This is a genomic window from Streptomonospora nanhaiensis (assembly GCF_026642255.1).
GTDB classification, from domain to species: Bacteria; Actinomycetota; Actinomycetes; order Streptosporangiales; family Streptosporangiaceae; genus Nocardiopsis; species Nocardiopsis tropica.
Genome location: NZ_CP113264.1, coordinates 6,610,882 through 6,637,621, shown reverse-complemented (window position 1 = coordinate 6,637,621; position 26,740 = coordinate 6,610,882). Strand labels below are relative to the sequence as shown.

Annotated in this window: 25 protein-coding genes and 1 pseudogene; 24 read left to right on the top strand and 2 right to left on the bottom strand. The window is 72.6% G+C overall.

Annotation, left to right across the window (positions count from 1 at the left end; translation table 11 throughout):
- Positions 1–68 precede the first annotated feature (68 nt).
- Entirely contained in the window at positions 69–656 is a 588-nt protein-coding gene (locus OUQ99_RS28635) for a sigma-70 family RNA polymerase sigma factor (protein WP_267946868.1), read from the top strand.
- 164 nt (positions 657–820) lie between these two features.
- Here OUQ99_RS28635 and OUQ99_RS28630 read toward each other — a convergent pair whose 3' ends face one another.
- Entirely contained in the window at positions 821–1,351 is a 531-nt protein-coding gene (locus OUQ99_RS28630; RefSeq protein ID WP_267946867.1) for an inorganic diphosphatase, read from the bottom strand.
- 76 nt (positions 1,352–1,427) lie between these two features.
- On the opposite strand from OUQ99_RS28630, the gene dacB reads away from it, so the two are divergent.
- The 19 genes and pseudogenes from dacB to OUQ99_RS28535 all read left to right on the top strand — a co-directional run bounded on the left by dacB (position 1,428) and on the right by OUQ99_RS28535 (position 21,048).
- Complete coding sequence (dacB, locus tag OUQ99_RS28625) at positions 1,428–2,798, top strand: D-alanyl-D-alanine carboxypeptidase/D-alanyl-D-alanine endopeptidase (RefSeq protein ID WP_267946866.1); 1,371 nt, start codon at positions 1,428–1,430, stop codon at positions 2,796–2,798.
- A gap of 140 nt (positions 2,799–2,938) precedes the next feature.
- Positions 2,939–4,021 carry a zinc-dependent metalloprotease gene (locus OUQ99_RS28620; protein ID WP_267950543.1) on the top strand — a complete coding sequence of 361 codons (1,083 nt, stop codon included), beginning with the start codon at positions 2,939–2,941 and terminating at the stop codon, positions 4,019–4,021.
- Positions 4,018–5,034, top strand: coding sequence for a tRNA lysidine(34) synthetase TilS (gene tilS, locus OUQ99_RS28615; RefSeq protein ID WP_267946865.1), 1,017 nt, complete (start codon positions 4,018–4,020; stop codon positions 5,032–5,034). Before OUQ99_RS28620 ends, tilS begins: the two co-directional genes overlap by 4 nt.
- A gap of 139 nt (positions 5,035–5,173) precedes the next feature.
- Positions 5,174–5,728 (top strand): hypoxanthine phosphoribosyltransferase, encoded by a 555-nt coding sequence (gene hpt / locus OUQ99_RS28610; RefSeq protein ID WP_267946864.1) that lies wholly within the window; start codon positions 5,174–5,176, stop codon positions 5,726–5,728.
- 261 nt (positions 5,729–5,989) lie between these two features.
- Positions 5,990–7,996 (top strand): ATP-dependent zinc metalloprotease FtsH, encoded by a 2,007-nt coding sequence (gene ftsH / locus OUQ99_RS28605; RefSeq protein ID WP_267946863.1) that lies wholly within the window; start codon positions 5,990–5,992, stop codon positions 7,994–7,996.
- Positions 7,993–8,592, top strand: a complete 600-nt coding sequence (gene folE, locus OUQ99_RS28600) for a GTP cyclohydrolase I FolE (protein WP_267946862.1) — start codon at positions 7,993–7,995, stop codon at positions 8,590–8,592. The genes ftsH and folE overlap by 4 nt, the downstream gene beginning before the upstream one ends.
- A gap of 104 nt (positions 8,593–8,696) precedes the next feature.
- Positions 8,697–9,602, top strand: a complete 906-nt coding sequence (gene folP, locus OUQ99_RS28595; protein WP_267946861.1) for a dihydropteroate synthase — start codon at positions 8,697–8,699, stop codon at positions 9,600–9,602.
- The gene (locus tag OUQ99_RS28590; RefSeq protein ID WP_267946860.1) at positions 9,599–10,039 is read left to right on the top strand and encodes a nuclear transport factor 2 family protein; all 441 of its coding nucleotides are present in this window, start codon (positions 9,599–9,601) and stop codon (positions 10,037–10,039) included. The genes folP and OUQ99_RS28590 overlap by 4 nt, the downstream gene beginning before the upstream one ends.
- Positions 10,036–10,401: pseudogene (gene folB, locus OUQ99_RS28585) on the top strand (dihydroneopterin aldolase); the annotation flags it as partial. The gene OUQ99_RS28590 and the pseudogene folB, both read left to right, overlap by 4 nt.
- A 68-nt stretch (positions 10,402–10,469) precedes the next feature.
- Positions 10,470–11,006, top strand: a complete 537-nt coding sequence (gene folK / locus OUQ99_RS28580; protein ID WP_267946858.1) for a 2-amino-4-hydroxy-6-hydroxymethyldihydropteridine diphosphokinase — start codon at positions 10,470–10,472, stop codon at positions 11,004–11,006.
- A complete protein-coding gene (locus OUQ99_RS28575) occupies positions 11,006–11,494 on the top strand; it encodes a DUF3180 domain-containing protein (protein ID WP_267946857.1) in 489 nt (162 codons plus the stop codon). Before folK ends, OUQ99_RS28575 begins: the two co-directional genes overlap by 1 nt.
- Positions 11,495–11,882: 388 nt before the next feature.
- Positions 11,883–12,329 (top strand): PH domain-containing protein, encoded by a 447-nt coding sequence (locus tag OUQ99_RS28570; protein ID WP_346660255.1) that lies wholly within the window; start codon positions 11,883–11,885, stop codon positions 12,327–12,329.
- Positions 12,330–12,923: 594 nt separating this feature from the next.
- Complete coding sequence (locus OUQ99_RS28565; protein ID WP_267946855.1) at positions 12,924–14,318, top strand: PH domain-containing protein; 1,395 nt, start codon at positions 12,924–12,926, stop codon at positions 14,316–14,318.
- 243 nt (positions 14,319–14,561) lie between these two features.
- Positions 14,562–14,801, top strand: coding sequence for a chaplin family protein (locus OUQ99_RS28560; RefSeq protein ID WP_267946854.1), 240 nt, complete (start codon positions 14,562–14,564; stop codon positions 14,799–14,801).
- A 501-nt stretch (positions 14,802–15,302) separates the two neighbouring features.
- The gene (locus OUQ99_RS28555) at positions 15,303–15,545 is read left to right on the top strand and encodes a hypothetical protein (protein WP_267946853.1); all 243 of its coding nucleotides are present in this window, start codon (positions 15,303–15,305) and stop codon (positions 15,543–15,545) included.
- A 176-nt stretch (positions 15,546–15,721) separates the two neighbouring features.
- The gene (locus tag OUQ99_RS28550) at positions 15,722–16,606 is read left to right on the top strand and encodes a Rossmann-like and DUF2520 domain-containing protein (RefSeq protein ID WP_267946852.1); all 885 of its coding nucleotides are present in this window, start codon (positions 15,722–15,724) and stop codon (positions 16,604–16,606) included.
- A gap of 80 nt (positions 16,607–16,686) precedes the next feature.
- Positions 16,687–17,565 (top strand): pantoate--beta-alanine ligase, encoded by an 879-nt coding sequence (gene panC / locus OUQ99_RS28545; RefSeq protein WP_267946851.1) that lies wholly within the window; start codon positions 16,687–16,689, stop codon positions 17,563–17,565.
- Between the two features lie 43 nt (positions 17,566–17,608).
- Positions 17,609–20,200, top strand: a complete 2,592-nt coding sequence (locus OUQ99_RS28540) for an L-aspartate oxidase (protein WP_267946850.1) — start codon at positions 17,609–17,611, stop codon at positions 20,198–20,200.
- A 65-nt stretch (positions 20,201–20,265) separates the two neighbouring features.
- Positions 20,266–21,048, top strand: a complete 783-nt coding sequence (locus OUQ99_RS28535) for a type III pantothenate kinase (protein ID WP_267950542.1) — start codon at positions 20,266–20,268, stop codon at positions 21,046–21,048.
- Between the two features lie 78 nt (positions 21,049–21,126).
- Here OUQ99_RS28535 and OUQ99_RS28530 read toward each other — a convergent pair whose 3' ends face one another.
- Positions 21,127–22,083: a cation diffusion facilitator family transporter gene (locus OUQ99_RS28530; protein ID WP_267946849.1), complete on the bottom strand. Its 957-nt coding sequence runs from the start codon at positions 22,081–22,083 to the stop codon at positions 21,127–21,129.
- 179 nt (positions 22,084–22,262) lie between these two features.
- Between OUQ99_RS28530 and lysX the strand changes: the two genes are divergently transcribed.
- The 4 genes from lysX (at position 22,263) to OUQ99_RS28510 (ending at position 26,573) form a co-directional block, all read left to right on the top strand.
- Entirely contained in the window at positions 22,263–23,765 is a 1,503-nt protein-coding gene (gene lysX, locus OUQ99_RS28525; protein WP_267946848.1) for a bifunctional lysylphosphatidylglycerol synthetase/lysine--tRNA ligase LysX, read from the top strand.
- A 768-nt stretch (positions 23,766–24,533) separates the two neighbouring features.
- A complete protein-coding gene (locus OUQ99_RS28520; RefSeq protein ID WP_267946847.1) occupies positions 24,534–24,857 on the top strand; it encodes a LuxR C-terminal-related transcriptional regulator in 324 nt (107 codons plus the stop codon).
- Positions 24,858–25,248: 391 nt separating this feature from the next.
- Positions 25,249–25,851, top strand: a complete 603-nt coding sequence (locus OUQ99_RS28515) for an amino-acid N-acetyltransferase (RefSeq protein WP_267946846.1) — start codon at positions 25,249–25,251, stop codon at positions 25,849–25,851.
- A gap of 440 nt (positions 25,852–26,291) precedes the next feature.
- Positions 26,292–26,573: a hypothetical protein gene (locus OUQ99_RS28510; protein ID WP_267946845.1), complete on the top strand. Its 282-nt coding sequence runs from the start codon at positions 26,292–26,294 to the stop codon at positions 26,571–26,573.
- Positions 26,574–26,740 lie beyond the last annotated feature (167 nt).

Here is a 26,740-nt window from a genome sequence, read left to right as displayed (position 1 = left end):
TGCAGGTACGGCACGTCTTTCGACAAAGGGGGATGTGCCGCCCGCCGCGCCGCGTAGATTCTTGGTCTATGACGGACCAGGATCTCCTCCACGCCCTGCGCTCCAGTCGCATACCGCGGGCCGACGCCTACGCGAGGCTGCTCGACGCCTACGGGGAGGAGCTCTACCGGCGCTGCATCCTGGTCCTGCGCGACCGCGACGCCGCGCACGTGGTGCTCAGGGACACGCTGATCGCCGCCCGGGCGCACATCGGCCGGCTGGAGGAGCCCGAGCAGCTGGGGGAATGGCTGCACGCCCTGGCGGAGGCGGAGTGCGCCAGGCGGCTCGCGTCCGGCCTGCGGACGGCCGCGCCGGTCGGGATGTCCATGCCCGAGAGGACCGCGCTGGTGCCGGTCCGGGTGCTCAACGGGATGAGCGGGCCCGAGCTCGACGGGTACCGGGCCCACGTGGCCGCGCGCGCCGACCACTTCGACCGGAACGGGTTCCCGGTGCGGCCCGACGGCCCCCTCCGGCTGCGGGGGGTGGTGGCCCTGGCCCCCGTCGCGCTGGCGGTCGTGTGCGCCCTGCTCCTGGTCGCGTTCGCCGGTTTCGTGCTCGCCCGGGACCACGCCCCCGAATCCGCCCCGGGGGAGGCGATCCCGCAGAGCCGGAGATGACGCCGGCCGTCCACAGCCCCTACCGGGGCGGGGCGAACCGGGGTTTCATGGATACAGGGGGGCCGCCGGTCCCGACGGCACCGGCGTGCCCCGACGGCGGAGGGCCGGTGGGAACGTCCCCACCGGCCCTCCGCCGGCACAGCCGGACCACGCGTCGGCGACGCCTACTTGTCGCCCTCGGTGTCGGAGATGTGCGAGCTGTCGCCGTGCGCCCCCGCCTCCTCCGCGCGCTTCACGGAGGCCACGATCTCCTGCTCGGCCTCGTGGCGGCCCACCCAGCTGGCCCCCTCGACGGACTTGCCGGGCTCCAGGTCCTTGTACACCGTGAAGAAGTGCTCGATCTCCAGGCGCTCGAACTCGTTGACGTGGTGAATGTCACGAAGGTGCTCCTGGCGCGGGTCCGTCGCCGGAACGCAGAGCAGCTTGTCGTCACCACCGGCCTCGTCGCGCATCCGGAACATGCCGATGGCGCGGGCCCTGATCAGGCAGCCCGGGAAGGTCGGGGCCTTGAGCAGGACGAGGGCGTCCAAGGGGTCGCCGTCCTCGCCGAGGGTTCCCTCGACGAAGCCGTAGTCCGCGGGGTAGGTGGTGGAGGTGAACAGCATGCGGTCGAGGCGGATACGACCGGTCTCGTGGTCCACCTCGTACTTGTTGCGCTCCCCCTTGGGGATCTCGATCGTAACGTCGAATTCCATGCTGATCTCGGCTCCCAATGCGACTAATGTCGCCGTATAACAACAACGTCAGGCCGCGACACCGAAGGAAGGGCAGGTGCCCCGGGTGCGACGGGTACGAGGCGAGGGGCTCCTCGCACTGGCCCTGCTCAACATATTCGTGCTGATTGCCGGGTTCGTAGCCCTCGACGTGATCGAGGCTCGGCCGCTTCCCGCAGTGCCCAACCCGGTCACGAACGCCGAGGGCGTGGCGGCGGCGGAACCCGCGGCCTCGACTCCGGCGGACCCGGAACGGATCGCGGACATCCTTGATGATCCCATGTCGTCCCCGGGGCTCGAGGAGGGCCTCTCCGGTTACGTCGTCGACGGAACGACCGGTGAGACGCTCTTCGAGAGTGACGCGGACACGCCCGTGACCCCCGCTTCGACGACCAAGATCGCCACGGCCGTCGCCGTCCTGGACACCGTCGGCCCCGATCACGTGCTGCGCACCGAGGCGTACCTCGACACCGGCGCGAACCGGGTGGTGCTGCGCGGAGGGGGCGACACGACCCTGACCGCGACCGCCGACTCCGCAGCTTACCCGCAGGTAGCCACACTGGAGGAGCTCGCGGCGCGCACGGCCGAGGCGCTGGCGGCGGAGGGCGTCGACGCCGTCTCCCTGGGCTACGACGACTCGCTGTTCGCCGGCCCCGGGACCCCGGAGGGCTGGAAGCCCAACTACGTCCCCGAGGGCAACGCGGCCCCGGTCACCGCACTGATGCTCGACTCCGGCCGGGTCTCCCCGGAGGCCAGCGGTTACGGCTCGCGCACGACGGAGCCGTCCCTGCACGCTGCGCGGGCGTTCGCCGAGCAGCTGGAGCGGGCGGGCGTCGAGGTCGAGGGCGAGCCGTCGGAGGCCACCGCCTCGGGCGAGCCCGTGGCGTCGGTGGAGTCGGCGCCGATGGCCTCCCTGGTGGAGTTCATGATGCTCGCCAGCGACAACATCCTGGCCGAGTCCATGGGCCGGATCACCGCGATCGAAACGGGGGAGGAGCCCACCTTCGACGGCGCCACGGCGGCCACCGAGCGGATCGTGTCCGGGCTGGGCGTCGAGGGCGTCTCCCTGACGGACAACAGCGGCCTCAGCACCCGCAACCGCATCACGCCGCGCGCCCTGGTCGAACTCCTGGAGCTGGTCGCGAGCGGCGAACGCCCCGACCTGGGCGCGGCGGTGACCGGGCTGCCGACCGCCCACGCCACCGGCACCCTGGCCGGGCGCTACACCGAGGGCTCCTCCGCCCACGACGCCGCGGGCCTGGTGCGCGGCAAGACGGGCACGCTCAACGGGGTGGCCACCCTCGCCGGAACGGTCCACGACCGCGAGGGCAACGTGTTCGTCTTCGCCTTCATGGCCAACAACCCGGCGGCGAGCGGCTACCAGCTCGACTCGCTGCCCGCGGCGCTCAGCCGCTGCGGCTGCTCCTGACCGCTGCCGCCCCTCCGCTCCGGGCGCCCGGAGCGGAGGGGCGATTCGGCCGGTCTCAGGGGTATCCCTGGGGGCACCCGGAATTCCGACCCTGATCCCCGTGCCCTCCGCCGCTGCGTGGGTAGGCTGGCGGTGTGACTGTGATCGACTGGGACGTAGCCGTCAACACCGGTGTTCGCCTCGTGCGGCCTGGGCCGCAGGTGGACCTCTCCGACGCACGGCAGGCCGTGGCGCAGTTGCGCGAGCTCTCCACCGTGGCGGCCGGGCACGTGCGCGACTTCACCGGAATGAACCCCCTCGAACCAGCGGGACCCGCGGCCGTCGTGGACCGCCCCGGCTGGATCCGAGCCAACGTCGACGGGTTTCGAGTGGTCATCGAACCCGTACTCGAGCAAATGGGCGCCGACCGGCTCAACAACAGCCCCGCCGGGAACCTGACCAGCGCGGTCGGGTCCCGGATCACCGGGATGCAGCTGGGAGCGATGCTCTCCTACCTGGCGGGGAAGGTCCTCGGCCAGTACGAGCTCTTCCTGCCACCGGGCCCCGACGGCGCCGTGTCGACCGGCCGTCTGACCCTGGTGGCGCCCAACATCGTCAACGCCGAACGCGAGATGGACGTCGACCCCCGGGACTTCCGGCTGTGGGTGTGCCTGCACGAGGAGACCCACCGCATGCAGTTCACGGCCACGCCGTGGCTGCGCGGGCACGTCCAGGGGCTCATGCAGGAGCTCCTGCTGTCGTCCGACATGAACGCGGGCGACCTCATCGACCGGCTGCGCGCGGCCGGCGAGGCCGTCGCTGACGCCGTCCGCGGGGGCGGGGAGACCAGCCTCATCACCGCGATCCAGAGCCCGGAGCAGAGCGAGATCATGGACCGCGTCACCGCGGTCATGAGCCTGGCCGAGGGGCACGGCGACTACGTGATGGACGCCGTCGGACCCGAGGTGGTGCCGACCGTCGCCACCATCCGCGCCCGCTTCCAGAAGCGCCGCGAGTCCGTCAACCCCCTCGACCGGATCATGCGGCAGCTGCTGGGCATGGACATGAAGATGCGCCAGTACGAGGAGGGCGCCGCCTTCGTCCGCGCCGTCGTGGCCGACGTCGGCATGGCGGAGTTCAACAAGGTGTGGACCTCGCCCGAGACCCTCCCCACCCTGGAGGAGATCCGGAACCCGCACACGTGGGTCGCCCGGGTCGTCCGCCCCGCCGCCATCACCGAGTGAGCGGGCCGCCCCCCGCCGTGGCCGCGGTGCGCTCGGCGGTCCGGCGGGCGCTGTCCGCCCTGCCCTCCGGCGCCACGGCGCTGGTGGCGTGCAGCGGCGGTGCCGACTCCCTGGCACTGGCGGGGGCGGTGGCCTTCGAGGCGCCGAGGTCGGGGAGGGCCGCGGGCGCGGTCACCGTCGACCACGGGCTCCAGGAGGGGTCCGCGGCGCGGGCGGAGGCGGTCGCCCGCGTCCTGCGCGGGCTCGGGCTCGACCCGGTCCTGTCCAGGAGGGTGGAGGTGGGCGCGGACGGGGGGCCGGAGGCCGCCGCGCGCCGTGCCCGCTACGACGCCCTGGAGGGCGCCGCCGCCGCGCACGCCCCCGCGGTGGTGCTGCTCGGCCACACCCTCGACGACCAGGCGGAGACGGTCCTGCTGGGGCTGGCGCGGGGGTCGGGGGCCCGCTCCCTGGCCGGAATGGCGCCGCGCACCCGCGGCTACGCGCGCCCCCTCCTCGACCTGGACCGCGCCACGGTCCGCGAGGCGTGCGCCCTCATGGGCCTGGACCCCTGGGAGGACCCGCACAACCTGGACCCCCGCTTCGCCCGGTCGAGGGTGCGCCACGACGCGCTGCCCGCCCTGGAGAGGACGCTGGGGCCGGGGATCGCCGCGGCCCTCGCCCGTACGGCGGCGCTGCTGCGGGCCGACGCCGACACCCTGGACTCCTTCGCCGACGCGCTGTACGCGCAGGCGGCCGAGACGCCCGCCTGCCTCCCGCCGGTCCCCGCGGCCCCGGTCGGGCCGGAGCTGGCGGTGGCCCCGCTGGAGGCGGCCCCCGACGCGCTGCGCACGCGCGTGCTGCGCCGCGCCGCACTGGCGGCCGGCTGCTCCGCGAGCGCGCTGACCGCCCGGCACGTGCGCGAACTGGACCGCCTGGTCGTCGACTGGCGTGGCCAGGCCCACATCGACCTGCCCGGGGGCATCAGGGGGCGGCGCGCCGCGGGCCGTATCCGGTTCGAGGCCGGAGCCCCCTGAACCCTCCCCGCCTGCCCGGCATGTCCGACCTGCGCGGACGCCGAGGGGACCGGGGGCCGCCGGTCGGGGGCCGTACCCGTGTTCGGCACGTTTATCCTGGTTGCCGCAAACGGGGAACCCAGCAGCGAGGACAGTGAGCGTGGACGCTAAGGACATGGGTCGGGACCTGGAGAAGGTCCTGGTCACCGAGGAAGAGATCAACGCGCGCCTGGCGGAGCTCGGTGCGCGGATCGACGCGGACTACGCGGGCAGGGACCTGCTGATCGTCGGAGTGCTCAAGGGCGCGGTCATGGTGATGGCCGACCTGGCCCGGGTGCTGCACAGCCCCGTCTCCATGGACTGGATGGCGGTGTCCTCCTACGGCGCGGGGACGACCTCCTCCGGTGTGGTGCGGATCCTCAAGGACCTGGAGACCGACATCAAGGACCGCGACGTCCTGATCGTCGAGGACGTCATCGACTCGGGCCTGACGCTCTCCTGGCTGGTGGGGAACCTCAAGTCGCGCGGGCCCAGCTCGGTCGAGGTCTGCACCATGGTCCGCAAGCCGCTGGCCTTCGACGTCGACCTCGACGTCAAGTACATCGGCTTCGACCTGCCCAACGAGTTCATCGTCGGCTACGGCCTCGACTACGCGGAGAAGTACCGCAACCTGCCGTTCATCGGCACTCTCGCCCCGCACGTCTACGAGGAGTAGCCCCCCGGGAACGCCGCCGCGCGGCCCCCGCGCGGCGGTGGGAACGCTCACGGGAACAACCGGGCGGGGTGCCGTCGTTGCTCTCATGACGACCCCGCGTCCGGCTTGCCGAGCGGTGCTCCCGCCCGGTGGGGTGCGGTGTACCGTCGAAGGTCCCGGCGTTCTCGCGGGGAGCCACGTGTCCGTTTGGTCCTGCTTCGGATAGTCCTCTGGGGCGGGCGGCCTGGTCAGGAGGGACGGACCCGACAGGGTTCCGCTCACATGAATCTGAAGCGTTTTTTCCGCGGCCCGTGGATCTGGGTCCTGGCCGTCGGCCTCATGCTCATCATCGGTTTCCGCGTCTTCGACGTCGGTGGCGGACCACAGCCCACGGAGACCGACACCTCGACCGTCTACCAGCTCATCGAGCGGGACGAGGTCGACAACGCCGAGATCGTCGACCGCGACCAGCGCATCGTGCTGACCACGACCGACGACGAGATCTACGAGGCGTACTGGGTGGAGGGGCAGGGCCTCCAACTGGCGGACATGCTCCAGGAGTCCCTGGAGACCGAGGGCAGCAGCCTCGAGTCCTACGAGGTCACGGTCGCCACGACCTCCGTGTGGACCACCGCCCTGTTCAGCCTGCTGCCGCTGATCATCATCATCGTCATCTTCTGGTTCATCTTCAGCCAGATGCAGGGCGGCGGCTCCCGGGTCATGAACTTCGGCAAGTCCAAGGCCAAGCTCATCACCAAGGACACGCCCAAGAACACCTTCTCCGACGTCGCCGGCGCGGACGAGGCGATCGAGGAGCTCCACGAGATCAAGGAGTTCCTCCAGAACCCGTCCAAGTTCCAGGCGATGGGCGCCAAGATCCCCAAGGGCGTGCTCCTGTTCGGCCCGCCCGGAACCGGTAAGACCCTGCTGGCCCGCGCCGTCGCGGGCGAGGCCGGGGTCCCGTTCTACTCCATCTCCGGCTCGGACTTCGTGGAGATGTTCGTCGGTGTCGGCGCCTCCCGTGTGCGCGACCTGTTCGAGCAGGCCAAGGCCAACGCTCCCGCCATCATCTTCATCGACGAGATCGACGCCGTCGGCCGCCACCGCGGCGCGGGCATGGGCGGCGGCCACGACGAGCGCGAGCAGACCCTCAACCAGATGCTGGTCGAGATGGACGGCTTCGACGTCAAGGGCGGCGTCATCCTGATCGCCGCCACGAACCGCCCGGACATCCTCGACCCGGCGCTGCTCCGCCCGGGGCGCTTCGACCGGCAGATCGTCGTCGACCGCCCCGACATGGACGGCCGCCGCGACATCCTCAAGGTCCACTCCAAGGGCAAGCCGCTGGCCGACGACGTCGACTTCAACGTCATCGCCCGCCAGACCGCCGGGATGACCGGCGCCGACCTGGCCAACGTCATCAACGAGGGCGCGCTGCTGTCCGCCCGCGCGGACAGCACGGTCATCACCCACGCGGTCCTGGAGGAGGCCATCGAGCGCGTCATGGCCGGTCCGGAGCGCAAGACCCGGGTCATGTCCGACCAGGAGAAGAAGATCATCGCCTACCACGAGGGCGGCCACGCCCTGGTGGGCCACGCGCTGCCCAACTCGGACCCGGTGCACAAGATCACGATCCTGCCGCGCGGCCGTGCCCTCGGGTACACGATGTCGGTGCCGACCGAGGACAAGTTCCTCACCTCGCGCTCCCAGATGATGGACCAGCTCGCCATGATGCTCGGCGGACGCGCCGCGGAGGAGCTCGTCTTCCACGAGCCCACCACCGGCGCGGGCAACGACATCGACAAGGCCACCAACCTGGCCCGCAACATGGTCACCGAGTACGGCATGAGCGAGCGCCTCGGCGCGCGCAAGTTCGGCTCCGGCAACACCGAGCCCTTCCTGGGCCGGGAGATGTCGCACGCCCGCGAGTACTCCGAGGAGATCGCCTCCATCATCGACGAGGAGGTGCGCCGCCTCATCGAGTCCGCGCACGACGAGGCCTACGAGGTCCTCGTCGAGTACCGGGACGTCCTGGACGACCTGGTCGTGGCCCTGCTGGAGAAGGAGACCCTCACCAAGACCCAGGTGCTGGAGATCTTCGCCCCGGTGACCGAGCGCCCGTCGCGGGGCTCCTACACCGGCTACGGCAAGCGCCAGCCCTCCGAGCGGCCCCCGGTGCGCTCCAAGAAGGAGCTGGCGGTCCTCAACGGGGCGGAGGTGCAGACCCCGTCCGCCAACGGCCGCCTGCCCGAAGCCCCCTCCACCGGCACCGAGGGAGGCGACGCGTGAGCGGAGCCGGCGAACTGCCGCCCAGACCGGTGGACCGTCCGCGCATCGAGCGCGCGGTGAGGGAGATCCTCATCGCGATCGGCGAGGACCCGGACCGCGACGGCCTGGTCAAGACCCCGGAGCGGGTGGCGCGCGCCTACGAGGAGCAGTACGCGGGGCTCGGCCAGAAGCCGGGCGACGTGCTCACCACGGTCTTCGAGGCCGACCACGAGGAACTGGTCCTGGTCAAGGACATCGAGCTCTACTCCACGTGCGAGCACCACCTGGTGCCGTTCTACGGGGTCGCGCACGTGGGCTACATCCCGGGCGCCGACGGCCGCATCACGGGCCTGAGCAAGCTCGCCCGGCTGGTGGACGTGTACGCGCGCCGCCCGCAGGTCCAGGAGCGGCTCACCGGCCAGGTCGCGGACGCGATCATGGACCACCTCCAGCCCCGCGGCGTGATCGTCGTGGTCGAGGCCGAGCACCTGTGCATGACGATGCGCGGGGTGCGCAAGCCCGGGGCCCAGACCGTCACCTCCGCGGTGCGGGGGATCTTCCGCAGCAGCGACCGCACCCGGTCCGAGGCGATGAGCCTGATCCTCGACCGGCGCTGAGGGCGCTCCGGGGGCGGAGCCCCCGGAAGTGACGTCGCGGACACCCGGCCGGGGGCCGGGGGCACGAGCCCCCGGCCCCCGGCCGTACGCGTAGGGTGATCCTTATGGGGCCGAAACACACACTTCCGGGCCTGCCCGACCGCGGGCGGTGCCTGGTCATGGGGGTCGTGAACGTCACCCCCGACTCCTTCTCCGACGGCGGCGCGTGGTTCGATCCCGACAGGGCGATCGAGCACGGCCTGCACCTGGTCGAGGAGGGCGCGGACATCATCGACGTGGGCGGTGAGTCCACCCGCCCCGGAGCGCAGCGCGTCTCCGCGCAGGAGGAGCTGCGAAGGGTGGAGCCCGTCGTGCGCGAACTCGCCTCGCGCGGTGTCGCCGTCAGCGTGGACACCATGCGCGCGGAGGTCGCGGAGCGGTCCGTCGAGGCCGGCGCGGTGCTCGTCAACGACGTCAGCGGGGGCCTCGCCGATCCGGCGATGGCACGCCTTGTCGCCTCTTCCGGCGTTGCCTACGTGTTGATGCACTGGCGTGGGCATAGTCATGACATGCAGAGCCGTGCCGTGTACACGGATGTCGTCCAGGAGGTCCTCGATGAGCTCCGCGACCGTATGGAGGCCATGATCAGTGCAGGTGTCGATCCGGGTCAGATCGTTCTGGACCCGGGACTGGGATTCTCCAAACGCCCCGAGCAGGCGCACAACTGGGCGCTTCTCCACGACCTCGAACGCTTCCACGAACTGGGGCGGCCGGTACTGGTGGCCGGTTCGCGCAAACGCTTCCTGAGCCGGCTCCTCGGCGACGCCAAGGGCGAGGACCGCCCGTTCGCCGAGTGCGACGCCGCCACGGCCGCCGTCACCACGCTGTCCGCCGACCGCGGGGCGTGGGCCGTGCGGGTGCACGACGTGCGGCCCAACGCCGACGCCGTGCGCGTCGCCGCCGCCTGGGCCGACGGCGGCGCCGGCCTGGACGAGGGGCGCTCCGAGCCGCTGGACCGGGGCGGCCGGTGAAGTCGCGCCAGGAGGTCATGGAGCGCGTGGCCGAGGCCAACGCGCAGTTCTACAGCGCCATCGAGAACGGCGACATCGACCTGATGCGCAGCGTCTGGGCCGAGGAGCACGAGGCGCCCGACCTGGTGTGCGTCAACCCGGGCTGGCCGCTGCTGCGCGGCCGGACCGAGATCATGAGGGCCTGGTCGCTGATCATGGCCAACGTGACGTACATCCAGTACGTGCTCACCGAGACCCACATCGGGGTCGGGGGCGACATCGCCATGGTGACGTGCGAGGAGAACGTGCTCACCGCCGAGGACGGCAGCCCCGGCTTCGTCGCCGGGGGCCAGGTGGTGACCACCAACCTGTTCGTGGACACGGAGCAGGGATGGAGGCTGTGGTCGCACCACGCCTCTCCCGTGCTGATGGAGGACGACGAGGAGGGCGAGGAGTGACGCGGGACCGCATCGCCCTCCGCGGCCTCCGCGCGCGCGGCCACCACGGGGTGTTCGGGTTCGAGCGCCGCGAGGGCCAGGACTTCGTGGTCGACGCCGTGCTCCACCTGGACACCGCGGCGGCGGCGGCCTCCGACGACGTCGGCGACACCGTCCACTACGGGCTGCTCGCCGACCGGCTGGTCGCGATCGTGACCGGTGAGCCGGTCAACCTGATCGAGACGCTCGCCGAGCGCCTGGCGGACGCGTGCCTGGCCGTGCCCCTGGTCGACCGGGCCGAGGTGACGGTGCACAAGCCGTCCGCGCCCATCGACCACGAGTTCGCGGACGTCGCGGTCACCGTCGTCAGGGACCGGACGGGTCCCGGGGGCCAGGGGGAGCCCGGCGCCGCGGAGCCCGCCCGTGTCCCGGACGGACGGGGGTCGCGGAGGTGACCCGGGCGGTGCTCTCCCTGGGGTCCAACCTCGGGGACCGGATGGCGACCCTCCAGGGCGCGGTGGACACCCTGCTGGGCGGGCCGGGCGCGCCCGCCCCGGTGGCGGTCTCCCCGGTCTACGAGACCGCCCCGGTGGGCGGCCCCGACCAGGGGGCGTTCCTCAACGCGGTCCTCGTCGTGGACACGGCCGGCACGCCCGGGGAGCTGCTGGCCCGCGCGCAGGACGCCGAGCGGGCCTTCGGCCGGGTCCGCGAGGTCCGGTGGGGTCCGCGCACCCTGGACGTGGACGTCGTCTCGTACGGCGACGTGTGCGACGACGACCCGGACCTGACCCTGCCGCACCCGCGGGCGCACCTGAGGGCGTTCGTCCTCCAGCCGTGGCTGGACGCCGACCCCCTCGCCGAACTGCCGGGCCGCGGCCCGGTCGCGGACCTCCTGGCCGGCCTCGTGGCCGAGGACACCGGCGGCGCGCAGGAACTCCGCGTGCGCGAGGACCTGGGACTGCGGCTGCCGGGCGGGGAGGGCCGCTGATGGCCGGGGACGACGAGGGGCGGCTGCGGCCCACGGGCTGGCGGGTGCCGGCGCTGCTGGTGGTGGCCGGGGCCCTCCTGGGGGTCCTGCTGACCAACGCGCTGCCCGCCCTGCCCCTCCTGCCGTGGTCGGCGATCCCGACCCTGCTGCTGCTCGCCCTGGCGGAGGGGTTCACGGCGGGGCGGACCCGCAGGCGCATCCGCCACGAGCCCGGCACCGAGCCGATCCAGCCGCTCAGCGCGGCCCGCCTGGTCGCCCTGGCCAAGGCGAGCGCGCTGTTCGCGTCGCTGGCGCTGGGCTTCTTCGCGGGCATGGCGCTCACGGTGTCGGACATGCTGGTGCTGCCCACGCAGCGGGAGGTGTTCCTGACGGCGCTGTTCACGGCGCTGTCCGCCGGGCTCCTGCTGGCCGCGGCCCTCTACCTGGAGTACTGCTGCCGGGTCCCCGAGGACGACGACAGGGGCGACGAGCCCCCGGCCGCCCGGTAGGCCGCGTCCCGCGGGCTCCGGGGCCGCCGGGAGCGTCCACGGAACACGCCCCGGGCGCACCGCCCGCGGAAGCCGGCGACGCCCTCCCCGCCCGACGCGGGCGGGGAGGGCCTCCGGCGCCGACGGGACCGGCGGCCCGCCGCGCGGCCGGGGACGGCCGACCCTGCGACGGGCCCGCCGGCCGCTTCCGGGGCGCCCGCGCCGCAGTCCGGCCCGGGGCCGCGCCGAGCCGCTCCGGCGGGGGGTTGCCCGCTGATGGTTGACTGGCTCCGTGGAGACCAGTGATCCGACACCGCAGCCGACGCCGCCGACCCCGACCGGGGAGCCCCGGCCCGCCCGGCCGCTCGACGCGGCGTTCGCCCCGCCCGAGAACACCTCCTGGAACCGCGTGTCGCCCGCCCTCGCGTGGTACCGCAGGCTCGTGGTGGGCGCGGTGTGCCTGATCGCCGGCGTCGGGGGCGCCGTGACGCTCTTCGTCTGGGCCTCCTGGCCGTGGGCCGCGGGCTGGACGGCGGCGGCCCTGGCGGCCTTCGCCGCGGGCTGGCTCCTGGCCGGGCGGTTCCGCGGGTCGTGGGGGTACGCGGAGGCCGCGGAGGAGCTGTACCTGACCTACGGGGTGCTCGTCCGCCAGCTGGTGGTCGTCCCCTACGGCCGCATGCAGGTCGTCGACGTCACCGCCGACCTGCTGGAACAGGCACTGGGGATCGCGACCGTGCGGGTGCGCACCGCGGCGAGCACCGCCGACATCCGCGTGGTCGGACTCCCCCTGGCCGAAGCCGTCCAGTTGCGCGACCGGCTCGCGGCGCGCAGCGAGAGTTTCTCGACGGGGTTGTAAGTGCACGGATCAGCTCAGCCGTCCCAGGAGCCCCAGCGTCCACCGGGGGAACAGCCCTCGGGGGAGGGCGCCGCGCGTGAGGACCCGCCGGGGCCGCAGGACACGGCCGGACCGGGGTGGGTCCCGCCCGGCGGGGGCCCGCGCCCGGAGGCGGCGGGGGCGGAGCCCGGACCTGTGGGTCCGACCGGCGCCCAGGAGCCCTCCGGCGCCCAGGGCCCCTCCGGTCCCCAGGAGGCGCCCGGCGCCCCGCGGTCGGCACCGGAGGGGACCGCCGGGCGTGTGCCGCCCGGGCCCCCGCCCGCCGCGCACGCGGAGTCCGGCCGTCCGGGCGCCCCGGGGCGGCCGGGACCCGTTCCCCGGGACCCCCGGTCCGCGTACGGTCCGGGGATCCCGCCCGGACCGGCGCCGCAGTGGCCCGGCGGCCGACCGGCGCACCCGCCCGCCCCCGGAGCCGCTCCGGGTCCGTACGGTCCCCCGGGGCCCGGCGGGTACCCCGCTCCCGGCCCGCAGGGGCCGTACGGGGCGCCGTACGGCCACGGGGCCCGGCCCCCCGCCGGCTTCCCGCCGGCCGGCCCGTACCCGCAGGCGCCGACGATGCTGCCCCCCTCGGTGGCGTGGCGCCCGCAGCCGGTACCGCGGCGCGAACCCGACGAGGACGTCACCACGGGCGTGTTCCGTTCGCACTGGGCGGTCGTCCCGCTCCAGGTGGTCGCCGTCGCCCTGGTGTTCGTGGCGCTGGCCGGCCCGATCCTCACCATGTTCGGCTTCGGCTGGGTGGTGATGATGACGGTGGCCGTCGTGTTCGGCTCCCTCGCCTACGCCCTGCCCTCCTGGTGGTACGGCACCTTCGGCCTGCGCGAGGACCACCTGGTGGTCCACACCGGTCTCGTGATGCGCAGCTCACGGGAGATCCCGCTCAGCCGCCTCCAGGCGGTGGACGTGGTCCAGCCCCTGCTCATGCAGGTGTTCGGCATGGCCGAACTGCGCATCGAACTCGCCGGGGGCGACGGGAGCGCCATCCGGCTGCGCTGTCTGCGCAGGGGCCTGGCCGAACGGGTGCGCGCGGCGGTCCTCGCCCACGCGGCGGGGCTCCCGGGCCGTTCGCCCGAGGCGCCGGAGTGGCCGTTCTACCGGCTGCCGTTCCTCCTGCTGCTCGGCGCGCTGACCTTCCGGGTGCCGGTCCTGCTGTCGTTCGTGCTGCTGCTCATGCTGGCCACCGCCGGCGCGGTCTTCGCCGAACCGGGGGTGGCGGGCGCGCTCGTGCCCCTCACCCTGGGGCTGCTCCGCTACTTCTGGGGGCCCCTGGCCCGCTACACGGACTACTACGCCTCCCTGTCCTCGGACGGGCTCCGGCTGCGCTACGGCATGTTCCAGCGCCGCATGCAGACGGTCCCGCCGGGCCGGGTCCAGGCGGTGCGCGTGGTCGAGCCGCTGCTCTGGCGCGCACTGGGGGTGGCCCGTGTGGAGGCCAACGTCGCGGGATACGCGGGAGCCCGCCAGGGCGACTCGGCCACCCTGCTCCCGGTGGCCCCGCGCCGGAGGGCCTACGCGCTGGTCGACGAGCTGTTCCCGGACAGCGGGGCGGCGCACGTGGCGATGGTGCCGAACCGGACCTGGGTGCCGGGGCTGGTCGGCGTCGACCGGCGCCTGTTCATCAGCACCCGGGGCCTGTTCTGCCAGGTGACGGAGATCGTTCCGGTGGAGCGCGTCCAGTCGCTGCGGCTGACGGCCGGCCCGCTGGCCCGGTTCACCGGCCTCGTGTCGGTGGACGTGGACACGCCCCCCGGCCCGGTCCGGGCGAGGGCGTCCGCCCGGGAGGCGGGGGAGGGCCGCCGGCTCGTGGACGCGCTCGCCGCGTACGGCCGCCGGGCACGGGTGCCGTCGGCGGGGACGGAGCGCTGGGCGACCCGTTCGACGCTGGAGCGGCGTCCGGGGCACGCCGTGGGGACCGGGGCCGCGGACGGGACCTATGACACCCCCGAAACCTGATGTGACGTGCAACACAATATGGGCTCAAAGTGCTTCCAGTTGTGGACCACATGTCGGACATGGTTGGTCGCGAATGGTGATATCTCCAGCTCCGCGCCCCGGAAGACTTCCGAGTTTTGGTCACATGGAGTGGTTGAGTATGGCTAAATAGTGACTGAACACGGGGAGTGTTCAGTCTCATACACATAGTCAACGTTATCGACCGGTTGGCGCCCCCGCCGACCGGTCCGACGGGAGAAACACATGCTGAAGAAGGCTTTCGCCGCCAGTGCCATCGTTGCCGCCGCCGCCGGCGTCCTGTTCACCGGTGCTCCGGCCATGGCCAACAGCAACGTCTTCACCTCCGGCAACGGCAGCATCCTCGGCGGCAACCAGCTCGTCGCGGACCTGGACGTGCCGATCAACGTCTGCGGCAACGCGATCTCCGTCCTGGGCGTGGCCGGCGCCAGCTGCGTCGACTCCGGCGCCACGGTCAAGAACTAGTACCGCGGTCCCCGCAGCACACGCAGGACAGATCGATCCGGCCCGACCGGGCGGGGGTGTCCAGTCGGAGACGTCCCGACTGAACCGACCCGGCCGGGGTCCGCGAGCTTTCCGCGCGAGGCGCCATCCCGTGACGACGGGGTGGCGCCTTTCCCGTGTCCGGGGTCCGGCGCGGACGAGCCCCGCCGCCCCCGAGGGGCGCCCGCCCCCGGCCCTCCGGTCCGACACGGTTGACCGCAACCCGTATTGGTGCGCGACTGGAACCCCGCGCGGCGGTGACGCAGCGCGCACACCCCCCTCGCCGGTCCGCGACCTTTGCCCCGATCGACCCCGAGACGTTCGACTACGCAGGGTCGGCATCTCCGTCGATTTCGTGATCACTCCAGCTCAAGCCCGTTGAAGGGGCTTCTCGCCCAGTAACTTCATCACCAGCACTCCCGGGTGCCACGAACAACCGCGATCCGGTCGGCCCTCCCGGCCGGACAAAGAAGGAGTTCCATCGTGCTGAAGAAGACGTTCGCCACCGGTGCCGTGGCCATCGCCTCCGCCGCAATCCTTCTCTCCGCCTCTCCTGCGGCTGCGGACTCGGAGGCCTGGACCCAGAACTTCGATTCCGTGCTCAGCGGGAACACCACCCTCCACGAGCTGGAGAACGAGAGCGAGGGCTGCGGCATCTCCAACGCCGTCCTCGGCGGCAAGTCCGTGGGCTCCTGCTACAACACCGGCGTGATCATCCAGAACTGATCCGCGCCCCCACACGGGGGCGGGGAGCACGACGGGTGGGGACGGGCACGACGTGTCCGTCCCCACTCGCGTCCCCGGGGGCGGGGCGGCAGGTCACCGGCGGGGGAGGGCTATCGTGTGCACAGGCGTCACGGTGCGCGGGAACCGGACGCACCGCACCACGAGGGGGCACGCACATGGAGACGACGCAGGGGCGCCCCGCCCGACTGCGGGTCGGCGTCATCGGTCCCGGCCGCGTGGGCTCCGTCCTCGGCCAGGCCCTCGGCCGCGCCGGGCACGAGGTCGTCGCCGCCTCCGCGGTCTCCGACGCCTCCCGCGAGCGCGTCGCCGGGCGCCTGCCCACCGCGCGCGTCCTCGAACCGGCGCAGGTCGCCGAGGCCAGCGACCTCGTCCTGCTGACCGTCCCCGACGACGCCCTGCCCGACATCACCGAGGGACTCGCCTCCACCGGCGCCGACCTGCGCGGAAAACTCCTGGTCCACGCCAGCGGGGCGCACGGCTACGGCGTCCTCGCCCCCGCCACCCTGGTCGGCGCGCTCCCTCTCGCCCTCCACCCGGCGATGACCTTCACCGGCCGCGACGAGGACGTCGACCGCCTCGCCAACTGCGCGTTCGGCGTCACGGCGCCCGAGCAGCTGCGGCCCATCGCCGAGGCCCTCGTCGTCGAGATGGGCGCCGAGCCCGTGTGGATCGAGGAGGAGAGGCGCACCCTCTACCACGCGGCCCTCGCCGGAGGCGCGAACCACCTCGTCACCCTCGTCGCGGACAGCGCCGCCCTGCTCTCGGCCGCCGGCGTCCCCGAGCCGGGCCGCATGCTCGCCCCCATGCTCAGCGCGGCCCTCGACAACGCCCTCCGCCTGGGCATCCACGGCCTCAGCGGGCCCGTCCTGCGCGGCGACGCCGGGACCGTCGCCGGACACATCGAGCAGCTGCGCGAGAACGCCCCCGAGAGCGTCGCCAGCTACGTCGAGCTGGCCCGGCTCACGGCCGACCGCGCCATCAACGCCGGGATGCTCAAGCCGGAGGACGCCGTGCGCCTGCTCGACGTCCTCCGCCGCTGACGCCCTCCCCACGTCGCGCCCGGTGCGCGCCCGGCCGCCGCGCCGTGCGCGCCGCAGAACTCCACCACGGGAAACCACCGATGACCGAACCCACACCGCAGACCGCGACCGCCGGCGGCCCCCTCGTGGCACGCACGCCCGAAGAGCTGCGCCGGGCCCTCTCCGGCCCCGGGCACGTCGCCCTCGTCCCCACCATGGGCGCCCTCCACGGCGGCCACCGCTCCCTCATGCGCCTGGCCCGCGAGCGGGCGGACACGGTGGTCGTCAGCGTCTTCGTCAACCCGCTCCAGTTCGGCCCCGACGAGGACTTCGACCGCTACCCGCGCGACCTGGCGGCCGACACCGCACTCTGCGCGGAGGAGGGGGTGGACGTCGTCTTCGCCCCGTCCGTCGCCACCATGTACCCGGCCCCGCAGATGGTCACGGTCGACGCCGGGCCGATGGGGGAGCGGCTGGAGGGCGCCTCCCGCCCCGGGCACTTCACCGGGGTCCTCACCGTCGTCGCCAAGCTCCTCAACCTGGTCCGGCCCGACACCGCCGTCTTCGGGGAGAAGGACGCCCAGCAGATCGCGCTCGTCAGGCGCATGGTGGCCGACCTCGACGTGCCCGTGGAGATCGTCGGGGCCCCCATCCTCCGCGACCCCGACGGGCTCGCCTCCTCCAGCCGCAACGTCTACCTGTCGGACGCCGAGCGGCGCAGCGCACTGGCGCTGTCGCGCGCCCTCCGGGCGGGCCGTGAGGCCGCGGCCGGGGGGCCGGACGCCGTCCGCGCCGCCGCCCACGCCGTACTGGACGGGGCGGCCGGGGCCGCTCCCCCCGTCGTCCTCGACTACCTGGCCCTGGTCGACGCCGCGACCTTCACCGAGGCCGCGCCCGGCCACCGGGGGGACGCGGTCCTCGCCGTCGCCGCCCGCGTGGGCTCCACCCGGCTCATCGACAACGTGTCGATCCCCCTGTGACCGCCCCGGCCCCCGGGGCGGCGCCTCGCGAAAGAGACCCCAGATGAGTACACCCGCACAGACCAGGCTCGACGCACCCGGGCCCGGGTGGACGGTCGCGGCGGACGTCGCGGTCGTCGGCTCCGGCATCGCGGGCCTGAGCACCGCGCTGCGCTACGTCCAGAGGAGCGGGAGCGGACGGGTCGTGCTGGTCACCAAGGACCGGCTGTCCACAGGGTCCACCGCCTACGCCCAGGGCGGGATCGCCGCGGCCGTCGCGCCCGGCGACGACCCCGTCGCCCACATGGTCGACACCCACCTGGCGGGGGGCGGGCTGTCCGACCCCCACGCCGTCAACGTCCTGGCCACCGAGGGACCCGGCGCACTGCGCTGGCTCATCGGACTGGGCGCCGAGTTCGACCGCTCCGAGGACGGCGCCCTCGCCCTCACCCGGGAGGGCGGCCACCGCGCGGACCGCGTCGCGCACGCGGGCGGCGACGCGACCGGCGCCGAGATCCAGCGCGCGCTCGTCGCCGCCGTCCTCGCGGAGGAGCGGATCGAGGTCGTCGAGCACGCCCTCGCGCTCGACACCCTCCACGACCCCGCCACCGGGGCCGTCACCGGGGTGACCCTGCACGTGATGGGGGAGGGGGCCCGCGACGGCGTCGGCGCGGTCGTCGCACCCGCCGTGGTCCTGGCCACCGGGGGCATCGGGCAGGTCTTCGCGGCCACCACCAACCCGCCCGTCTCCACCGGGGACGGCCTCGCCCTCGCCGCCAGGGCCGGGGCCAGGATGCGCGACCTGGAGTTCATCCAGTTCCACCCCACCGTGCTCTGGCTCGGCGCCGACGCACGCGGTCGGCAGCCCCTGGTCTCCGAGGCCCTGCGGGGAGAGGGCGCCTACCTGGTGGACGCCGACGGCGCACGCATCATGGAGGGCGTCCACGAGCTGGCCGACCTCGCCCCGCGCGACGTGGTCGCCCGCACCATCGCCCGCACCATGGCCGAGCAGGGCGTTGACCACGTGTACCTGGAGACCCGCCATTTCGGCGCGGCCACCTGGGAGAAGCGCTTCCCCACCATCCTTGCCTCCTGCCGCGCCAACGGCGTCGACCCCCTCACGGAGCCCGTCCCCGTCGCCCCCGCCGCCCACTACGCGTCCGGCGGCGCCGAGGTCGACATCGACGGCCGCACCAGCGTCCCCGGGCTCTGGGCGGTCGGCGAGGTCGCCCGCACCGGCGTCCACGGCGCCAACCGGCTCGCGTCCAACTCCCTGCTGGAGGGGCTGGTCTACGCCGACCGGATCGCCGCGCGCCTGGCCGAGGACCCCCGGCCCGTCCCCGGGACGGGCGCCACCGCCGGCTCCGTGACCCCGCTCGCCGACCCCGCCGCCGCCACCCGGGTCCGCACCCTCATGTCGCGGCACGCCGGGGTGCTCCGCACGGGCGAGGGCCTCGCCGAGCTGGTGGCCGAACTCGACGCCCTCGCCCGGCCGACCGCGCCCGTCACCCCCGGCGTCGCCGCGTGGGAGGCCGCCAACCTGCTCACCACGGCCCGCCTCGTGGCCGCAGCCGCCCTGTACAGAACCGAGAGCAGAGGCTCTCACCAGCGTGCCGACTTCCCCGAGCCCAGATCCGGGCTCAGGATCCGGCCCGTCGTCGTCCGACTGGAAGGGGACACCGCCGTGACCACCGCCGAGGACTGGCAGCCGTCCCTGCCGTCCGCCCTCGTGGCCGAACTCGACGCCGTCTCCTTCCCCCTCGCCGGGGCCGACCGGAGCCCGGAGGCCCGGGCCGAGTTCTCCCTCTCCTGCACCGCCCCCCACCTGTCCCACGTGGAACTGGTCCGCCGCGCCCTCGCCGAGGACCTCACCGCGGGCCCCGGCATCGACGTCACCAGCGTCGCGACCATCCCCGCCGACCAGGTGCGCACCGCCCAGGTGGTGGCCCGGGCCGACGGCACCGTCAGCGGCCTCCCGCTCGCCGAGCTCGTGTTCTGGCTGGTCGCCGACGGCGCCCTGGAGGTCACGCGCACCGCACGGGACGGCGACGCGGTCAAGCGCGGAGACGTCCTGATGACCGTCACCGCGCGTACGCGCGACCTGCTCACCGCGGAGCGGACCGCGCTCAACCTCCTCACCCACATGTCCGGGATCGCGACGGCCACGCGCGCGTGGGTGGACGCCGTGGCCGGCACGCGGGCCCGCGTTCGGGACAGCCGCAAGACCCGCCCCGGGATGCGCGCCCTGGAGAAGTACGCGGTGCGCTGCGGAGGGGGCGTGAACCACCGGTACGGCCTCAGCGACGCGGGCCTGGTCAAGGACAACCACGTGGTCGCCGCCGGGGGTGTCGGCGAGGCGGTGCGCGCCGTCCGCGAGCGCTTCCCCGACCTCCCCCTGGAGGTCGAGGTCGACAGGCTCGACCAGATCGAGGACGCCATCGCCGCCGGGGCGGAGGAGATCCTCCTCGACAACTTCACCGTCGACGGGCTCCGGGCGGCGGTCGCCCAGGTCGGGGGACGTGCGCGGCTGGAGTCCTCCGGCGGACTGACCCTCGACGTTGCGGGGGACGTGGCCCGCACCGGGGTCGACTACCTCGCCGTCGGCGCGCTCACCCACTCCAGTCCCGCGCTCGATATCGCCCTCGACCTGTTGTGAGGGCGCCCGAGTGGTGGAAGATTCCTTGAGAACACACCACTTCGACCATGGATGAGGCCCTCAGAATGCTGCTCGCGATCGACGTCGGCAACTCCGAGACGGTCTTCGGTCTCTTTGAATCCGACGAGCTTCTCGAACACTGGAGAGTGGGGACCGACACCCGGCGCACCGCCGACGAGTGGTCGGTGGTGCTGCGCGGGCTCCTCGACGCGAGCACCCTCGGCGGCCCGGAGGACATCGACGGGATCGCCCTGTGCTGCTCGGTGCCGTCGGTACAGCACGAGATGCGCGACATGTTCCGCCGCCACTTCGGCGACGTCCCCGCCGTCATCGTCGAACCCGGGGTCAAGACCGGGGTGCCGATCCGGATGGACAACCCCAAGGAGGTGGGGAGCGACCGGATCATCAACGCCCTCGCCGCCAACCACCTCTACGGCGGTCCGGCCGTGGTCGTGGACTTCGGGACCGCGACGACCTTCGACGCGGTGAGCGTCAAGGGCGAGTACGTGGGCGGCGCGATCGCCCCCGGCATCGACATCTCCGTGGACGCCCTGTCCCGGCGCGGCGCCCAGCTGCACATGGTGGAGATCGTCAAGCCGCGTTCGGCCATCGCCAAGAACACCACGGAGGCGCTGCGCTCGGGCATCGTGTTCGGGTTCGCGGGCCAGGTGGACGGGATCGTCGACCGGATGGTCGCCGAGCTCACCGACTCCCCGGACGACGTGACCGTCGTGGCCACCGGAGGGCTCGCGTCCACGGTCATCGGCGAGTGCGAGACCGTGGACCTGCACGAGCCGTGGCTCACCCTGATCGGGCTGCGCCTGGTCTTCGAGCGCAACACGGGCTGAGCCCGGGCGCGGGGCGGGGGCGCACGCCCCCGCCCCGGACCGGGGCCGGTGCGGCGCGGGGGCCGCACCGGCCCCGGCTCACGCGGAGGTCCCGGCCCCGGGCGAGGCGGGGGACCCCGGCGCAGTGCGGAACAGGTCGGGCTCGATGTAGATCAGCGTGGCGATGGGCACGGACGCGCGGATGCGCTCCTCCGCCTCGTTGATCGCCCTGGTCACCCGGCCGGCGTCGTCCTCGGCGTCCACCGCGACCTTGGCGGCCACCAGGAGCTCCTCGGGGCCCACGTGCAGGGTGCGCATGTGGATGAGGCGGTCGACGTCCTCGACCGACTCGATGGCCCTCCGGATCGCCTGGACGTTCTCGCTCGTGGCGGACTCGCCGACCAGCAGGCTCTTCACCTCGGCGGCCAGCACGACGGCGATGACCACGAGGAGGATGCCGATGGCGGCGGTGCCCAGGCCGTCCCACAGGCCGTTGCCGGTGATCAGGGTCAGGCTGACGCCGAGCAGCGCGAACACCAGGCCGAGCAGGGCGCCGGCGTCCTCCAGCAGGATCACGGGCAGCTCGGGGGCCTTCGCCCGGCGGACGAACTCGACCCAGCTCGCCTTGCCGCGCACGGCGTTGGACTCCTTGACGGCCGTCCTCATCGCCATCGACTCCAGCCCGATCGCGACCACCAGGACCGCGACGGGCACCCACTGCCACTCGGTGATGGGCTCGGGGTGGGAGATCTTGTGCCAGGCCTCGTAGAGCGCGAACAGGCCGCCCACGCTGAACAGCACGATCGCGACCACGAACGCGTAGATGTAGCGTTCGCGCCCGTAGCCGAAGGGGTGCTCCTCGGTGGCGCCCCGCCGGGCGCGCTTGCCTCCGATGAGCAGCAGCGCCTGGTTGCTGGAGTCGGCGACCGAGTGGATGGACTCGGCCAGCATGGAGGACGAGCCCGTCAGTACATAGGCCACGAACTTCGTGACGGCGATCCCCAGATTCGCAACCAGTGCCGTGACGACGGCCTTCGTGCTTCCCTCAACGCTCATTGTTCGACTCTCGGTAGATCCTGCTCCGGTGGTGGGGGTGCGGGTCAAGGCAGCGCAATACTAGTGATCCGGGCACGCCCGTCCCACCTCCCGGATCCGCGTGGCACGATCCCGGGACCCCCGGCCGGGCGGGGTCCGGGCGGTCGGCCGGGGCGCGGACCGCCGGTAGGATCGTGCGCGTGACTGACACGCACGACGACACCTACGACGACCTGCCCGAACAGATGCGGGTCCGGCGCCAGAAGCTGGACCGTCTCCGGGAGGAGGGGATCGATCCCTTCCCCGTGACCTTCCCGCGCTCCACGTCGATCGGTGCCGTGCGCGACAAACACCAGGGACTGGAGCCGGACACCCGCACGGGCGTCGGCGTCTCCATCGCCGGTCGCGTGATGCTCTACCGCACCGGCGGCAAGCTCTGCTTCGCGACGCTGCGCGACGAGACCGGCGACGTCCAGATCATGCTGTCCCTGGACCAGGTCGGCCAGGAGCGGCTGGACGCCTGGAAGGCCGACGTCGACCTGGGCGACCACGTCGGCGTGGAGGGCGAGGTCATCACCTCCCGCCGTGGCGAGCTGTCCGTCCTCGTGAACTCCTGGACGCTGACGGCCAAGTGCCTGCGCCCGCTCCCGGAGAAGCACAAGGGCCTGACCGACCCCGAGGCACGTGTGCGGCAGCGGTACGTCGACCTCATCGTCAACCCCGACTCCCAGCTGATGGTGCGCCGCCGCTCGGCCGCCATCCGGGCGATCAGGGAGGGCCTGAGCCGGCGCGACTTCATCGAGGTCGAGACCCCGATGCTGATGCGCGTGCACGGCGGCGCCACCGCGCGGCCGTTCACCACGCACATCAACGCCTACGACATGGACCTGTACCTGCGCATCGCGCCCGAGCTGTCGCTCAAGCGGCTGGTCGTGGGCGGCCTGGAGAAGGTCTTCGAGGTCAACCGCAACTTCAGGAACGAGGGCGCGGACTCCACGCACAACCCCGAGTTCACGATGCTGGAGTTCTACCAGGCGTACGCCGACTACAACGTCATGGCGGACATCACCCGGGAGCTCGTCCAGGACGCGGCGCGCGCGGTGTTCGGCACGACCGTGGTCGAGCGTGACGGCGAGGCGTACGACCTCGGCGGCGAGTGGCCGCAGATCACCCTGTACGGGGCCGTCTCCGAGGCCCTCGGCGCGGAGGTCGACCCGCGTACCCCCGTCGAGGAGGTCCGCCGTCTGGCCGGGGCCAAGGGCGTCGAGTTCAGCTCCGACTGGGGTCAGGGCAAGCTCGTCGAGCACGTCTTCGAGGAACTGGTCGAGCACACGCTCCTCCAGCCGACGTTCGTGCGCGACTTCCCAGTCGAGACCAGCCCGCTCACGCGCCAGCACCGCGAGGACCCGCTGCTCACCGAGAAGTGGGACCTGATCGGGTTCGGCATGGAGCTGGGCACTGGCTACTCCGAGCTGGTCGATCCGGTCGAGCAGCGGGAGAGGCTCACCCGGCAGTCCCTGATGGCGGCCGAGGGGGATCCCGAGGCGATGCAGCTGGACGAGGACTTCCTGCGGGCGCTGGAGTACGGTATGCCGCCCACCGGAGGCGTGGGGGTCGGCATCGACCGCCTGCTCATGGCCTTCACCGGCAAGAACATCCGCGAGACCGTGCTCTTCCCGATCGTGAAGCCCTCGGGGGACTGACCGGGGGCGTCCGGCCCCGCGCCGCCGGGGCCCGGAGGGGCCGTGCGACGCGGGAGCGCCGGGACGCGCGCGTGTGCGGCGCGTCCGTGCGGGAATGGCCGATAAGGGTCGCGCCGAGTGGCCGAAATCGGGGACCGGGGTCGTCGCACCAGGGGTGCGCCGGCCCCTTCCGCATGTCCCGGTCCCGGCCCCGGAACAAGGGACATGACTCACCGACCGGACATAGAAGGCGAACCCGCGGTCAGACCGTGATGGCCGCGGGGATAGGCGAGAGTTTTTCCAGGGGCCGGAGTGCTATAAGCAGCCACTCTCCGGTAAAGATTGTTTACGCAGGTCAATGCCCTCGGGGATTTTTCTTTCCCCTTGCCTTGTCACAGAAGGATATTGCATAACTACACATGGTGATTTATCGGGTCTTGACGGTATCATCTCTGCGGCCTAGCGTGCTGAGGGCGGGCCGAGGCCCGTGAGTTTGCCGAAGTGGATCGAGAACGACGGTGAGCGCGAAACGGGACCGCCGATGCGGTCCGAATTCGCGCGCGCATGCGCGCCCTCGGTGTGGTCTGTCCGTCCCAGACCCCAGCGAGCCGGCCAGCCTGCGACCCGTGCGCCCGGAACTCCCCCGACCCCTGTGCCAGAGGGGTCCGCCGGGGATTTCGAGGCCCGCGGAGTCTCCGTCCGCTCCGACGGGGCGACCCCCGGTCGGCGCACTCGCGTCCATCAGGTGACGAGTTGATGTTCCGCACTCACATGATGAGGGAGGACGGAGTGGAACAGGCCACACTCGTACGACGTACCGTTGAGGACCATGGCGCTCTCCAGCCGAGGGAGCACCGGGAGAGCGTGGTTCCCCTTCAGGCCCGCCCGCGCGACACGGCTGTCAGCAGCCCGTACGCGCCGGTGGAACTGAGCCACGAGGAGCTCGAACTGCTCGCAGAGATCGCCACCGGCGTGACCACCGAGGTCGCGGCCCGGCACCTGGAGCTCAGCGCGAGGACCCTGCGCCGGCGTATCCGCAACATCTGCGACGTACTCGGCGTGAACACACCCATCGAAGCGGTCGTCTGGGCCGCGCGGCGGCAGCTCATCTGAGCCGAACCCCCGGCTGGAGCCGGAACCGCACACGGGAATGACCGACCCAGGGGGCGCACGCGCACCGCGAGGGCCGGGAGGAGACTCTCCGGCCGGCGGTGCCGCGGTGCCCCCGATCTCGTGTGTCCGGCCGGGCGCCGGCCGCCCCGGCCCGCGCGGCCGTGCTCCGGGGGGTGCTCTTGGTGTGGTCGCGGGTCTCGGGTAGGAGTTCTTCCCCGCCCCGGCCCGCGCGGCCGTGCTCCGGTGGGGTGCTCTTGGTGTGGTCGCGGGCCTCGGGTAGGAGTTCTTCTCCGCCCCCCGCCCGCGCGGCCGTGCTCCGGGGGGTGCTCTTGGTGTGGTCGCGGGTCTCGGGTAGGAGTTCTTCCCCGCGTGGGCATAGTCTGGTCCGGCTATGCCCGTTCGCCATGTTCACGTGCGTCGCGCCAGGACGCGCGACGTCGCAGCCATCCGCCGCCTCGTCGACACCTACACCGTCGACCGGCGGGTGCTGTCCAAGAGCACCGTCAACCTCTACGAGGACGTCCAGGAGTTCTGGGTCGCCGAGGCGGAGGTGGTTCCGGACATGTCGCCCGCCGGGCCGGAATCCTCCCCCGGTGTGGTCCCAGAGGCGGAGGTCGAGCACCGCCTGGTGGGCTGTGGAGCCCTTCACGTGCTCTGGGAGGACCTGGCCGAGGTGCGGACCGTCGCGGTCGACCCCTCCCTGCGCGGTTTCGGCGTGGGACACCGAATCGTGACCGAACTTCTCGCCACGGCCCGTGAGTTGGGTGTGCAACGTGTGTTCTGTCTGACATTCGAGACCGGTTTCTTCTCCAAACACGGCTTTGCCCCGATCCAGGGGACCCCTGTCTCGTCCCGTGTGTACGAGGAACTCCTGCGTTCCTATGACGAGGGAGTTGCCGAATTCCTCGACTTGGAGCGGGTTAAGCCCAACACCCTCGGGAACACCCGGATGCTTGTGCGCCTCGACGACGCGGCCCGCCCGGCCCGCGCCTAAAGGATTTCCGGTGTGCTTGGTACGGAGTTCCCCTTACGGGGCCCCGCCCGTGCCGCTCCGGCGTCCGGACTCGGGGCGGCTTATGCACACCGGGGGGTATGGAGGTGGAACAGGGCAGGTAATGTGTACCTGCGTCCGGCCGGCCGTCCTCATGATCGAGTTCGGCGGGGCGGTGACGAAGGGTTGTGATTTGACCCCGCAAGACCCCGTGTTCCGGCCGCGCCCGCACGAGGGCCCGAACCCACGACCGGACATTGGCGCCCACGGGGTTTGCGGGAGGCCGCTCGGGTACGTCCGGTGTCAAACCGGGGGCAAACGATGTCTATGATGTCGGGTATGCGTTTGCCAGGTCGTCCGGCGCGCCATCCCCCCGGAGTGGCCCGACACTGAGTCGGGTATTTGCTGCAATAAGTAACAACCAGGAAGGGTGGAGCGCTTCGATGGGTGACTTTTTGTCGTCGGTGGTTCCCCCTGGACTGATCGACGTATTGTCGGCGCTCATCCCCCCTGTGGTTGTCGGTACCGTCTTCTGTGCCTTCGTCATCAAGCTGCTGCGCAAGGAGATGGCGCCGCGGCGGATGGACGGAAGCCTGGTCAGCAATGACGGGGCGGCCCAGGACGCGACCGACCACAAGGGCGCTGCCGAGGTCCGCGAGACCGGGGCGACGAACGAGACGCCGATTGTCCAGGGTGGGGAACGCGCCGAATCCGACGGTCGTTGATACGGTACTTGACCGGTTGCGTGAAGCCCGGGGGCCGGGCCTCGGTCCCACCGCGTGCGCGGGCCAACTCGCCGCACCCGCGCTGCTCCGGCGACCCCCGAAACCACGGTCGGTCCCAGACGATTTCTGGCACGCCGGGAATTGTCTTCCGCGTTCGCGCGGGATAG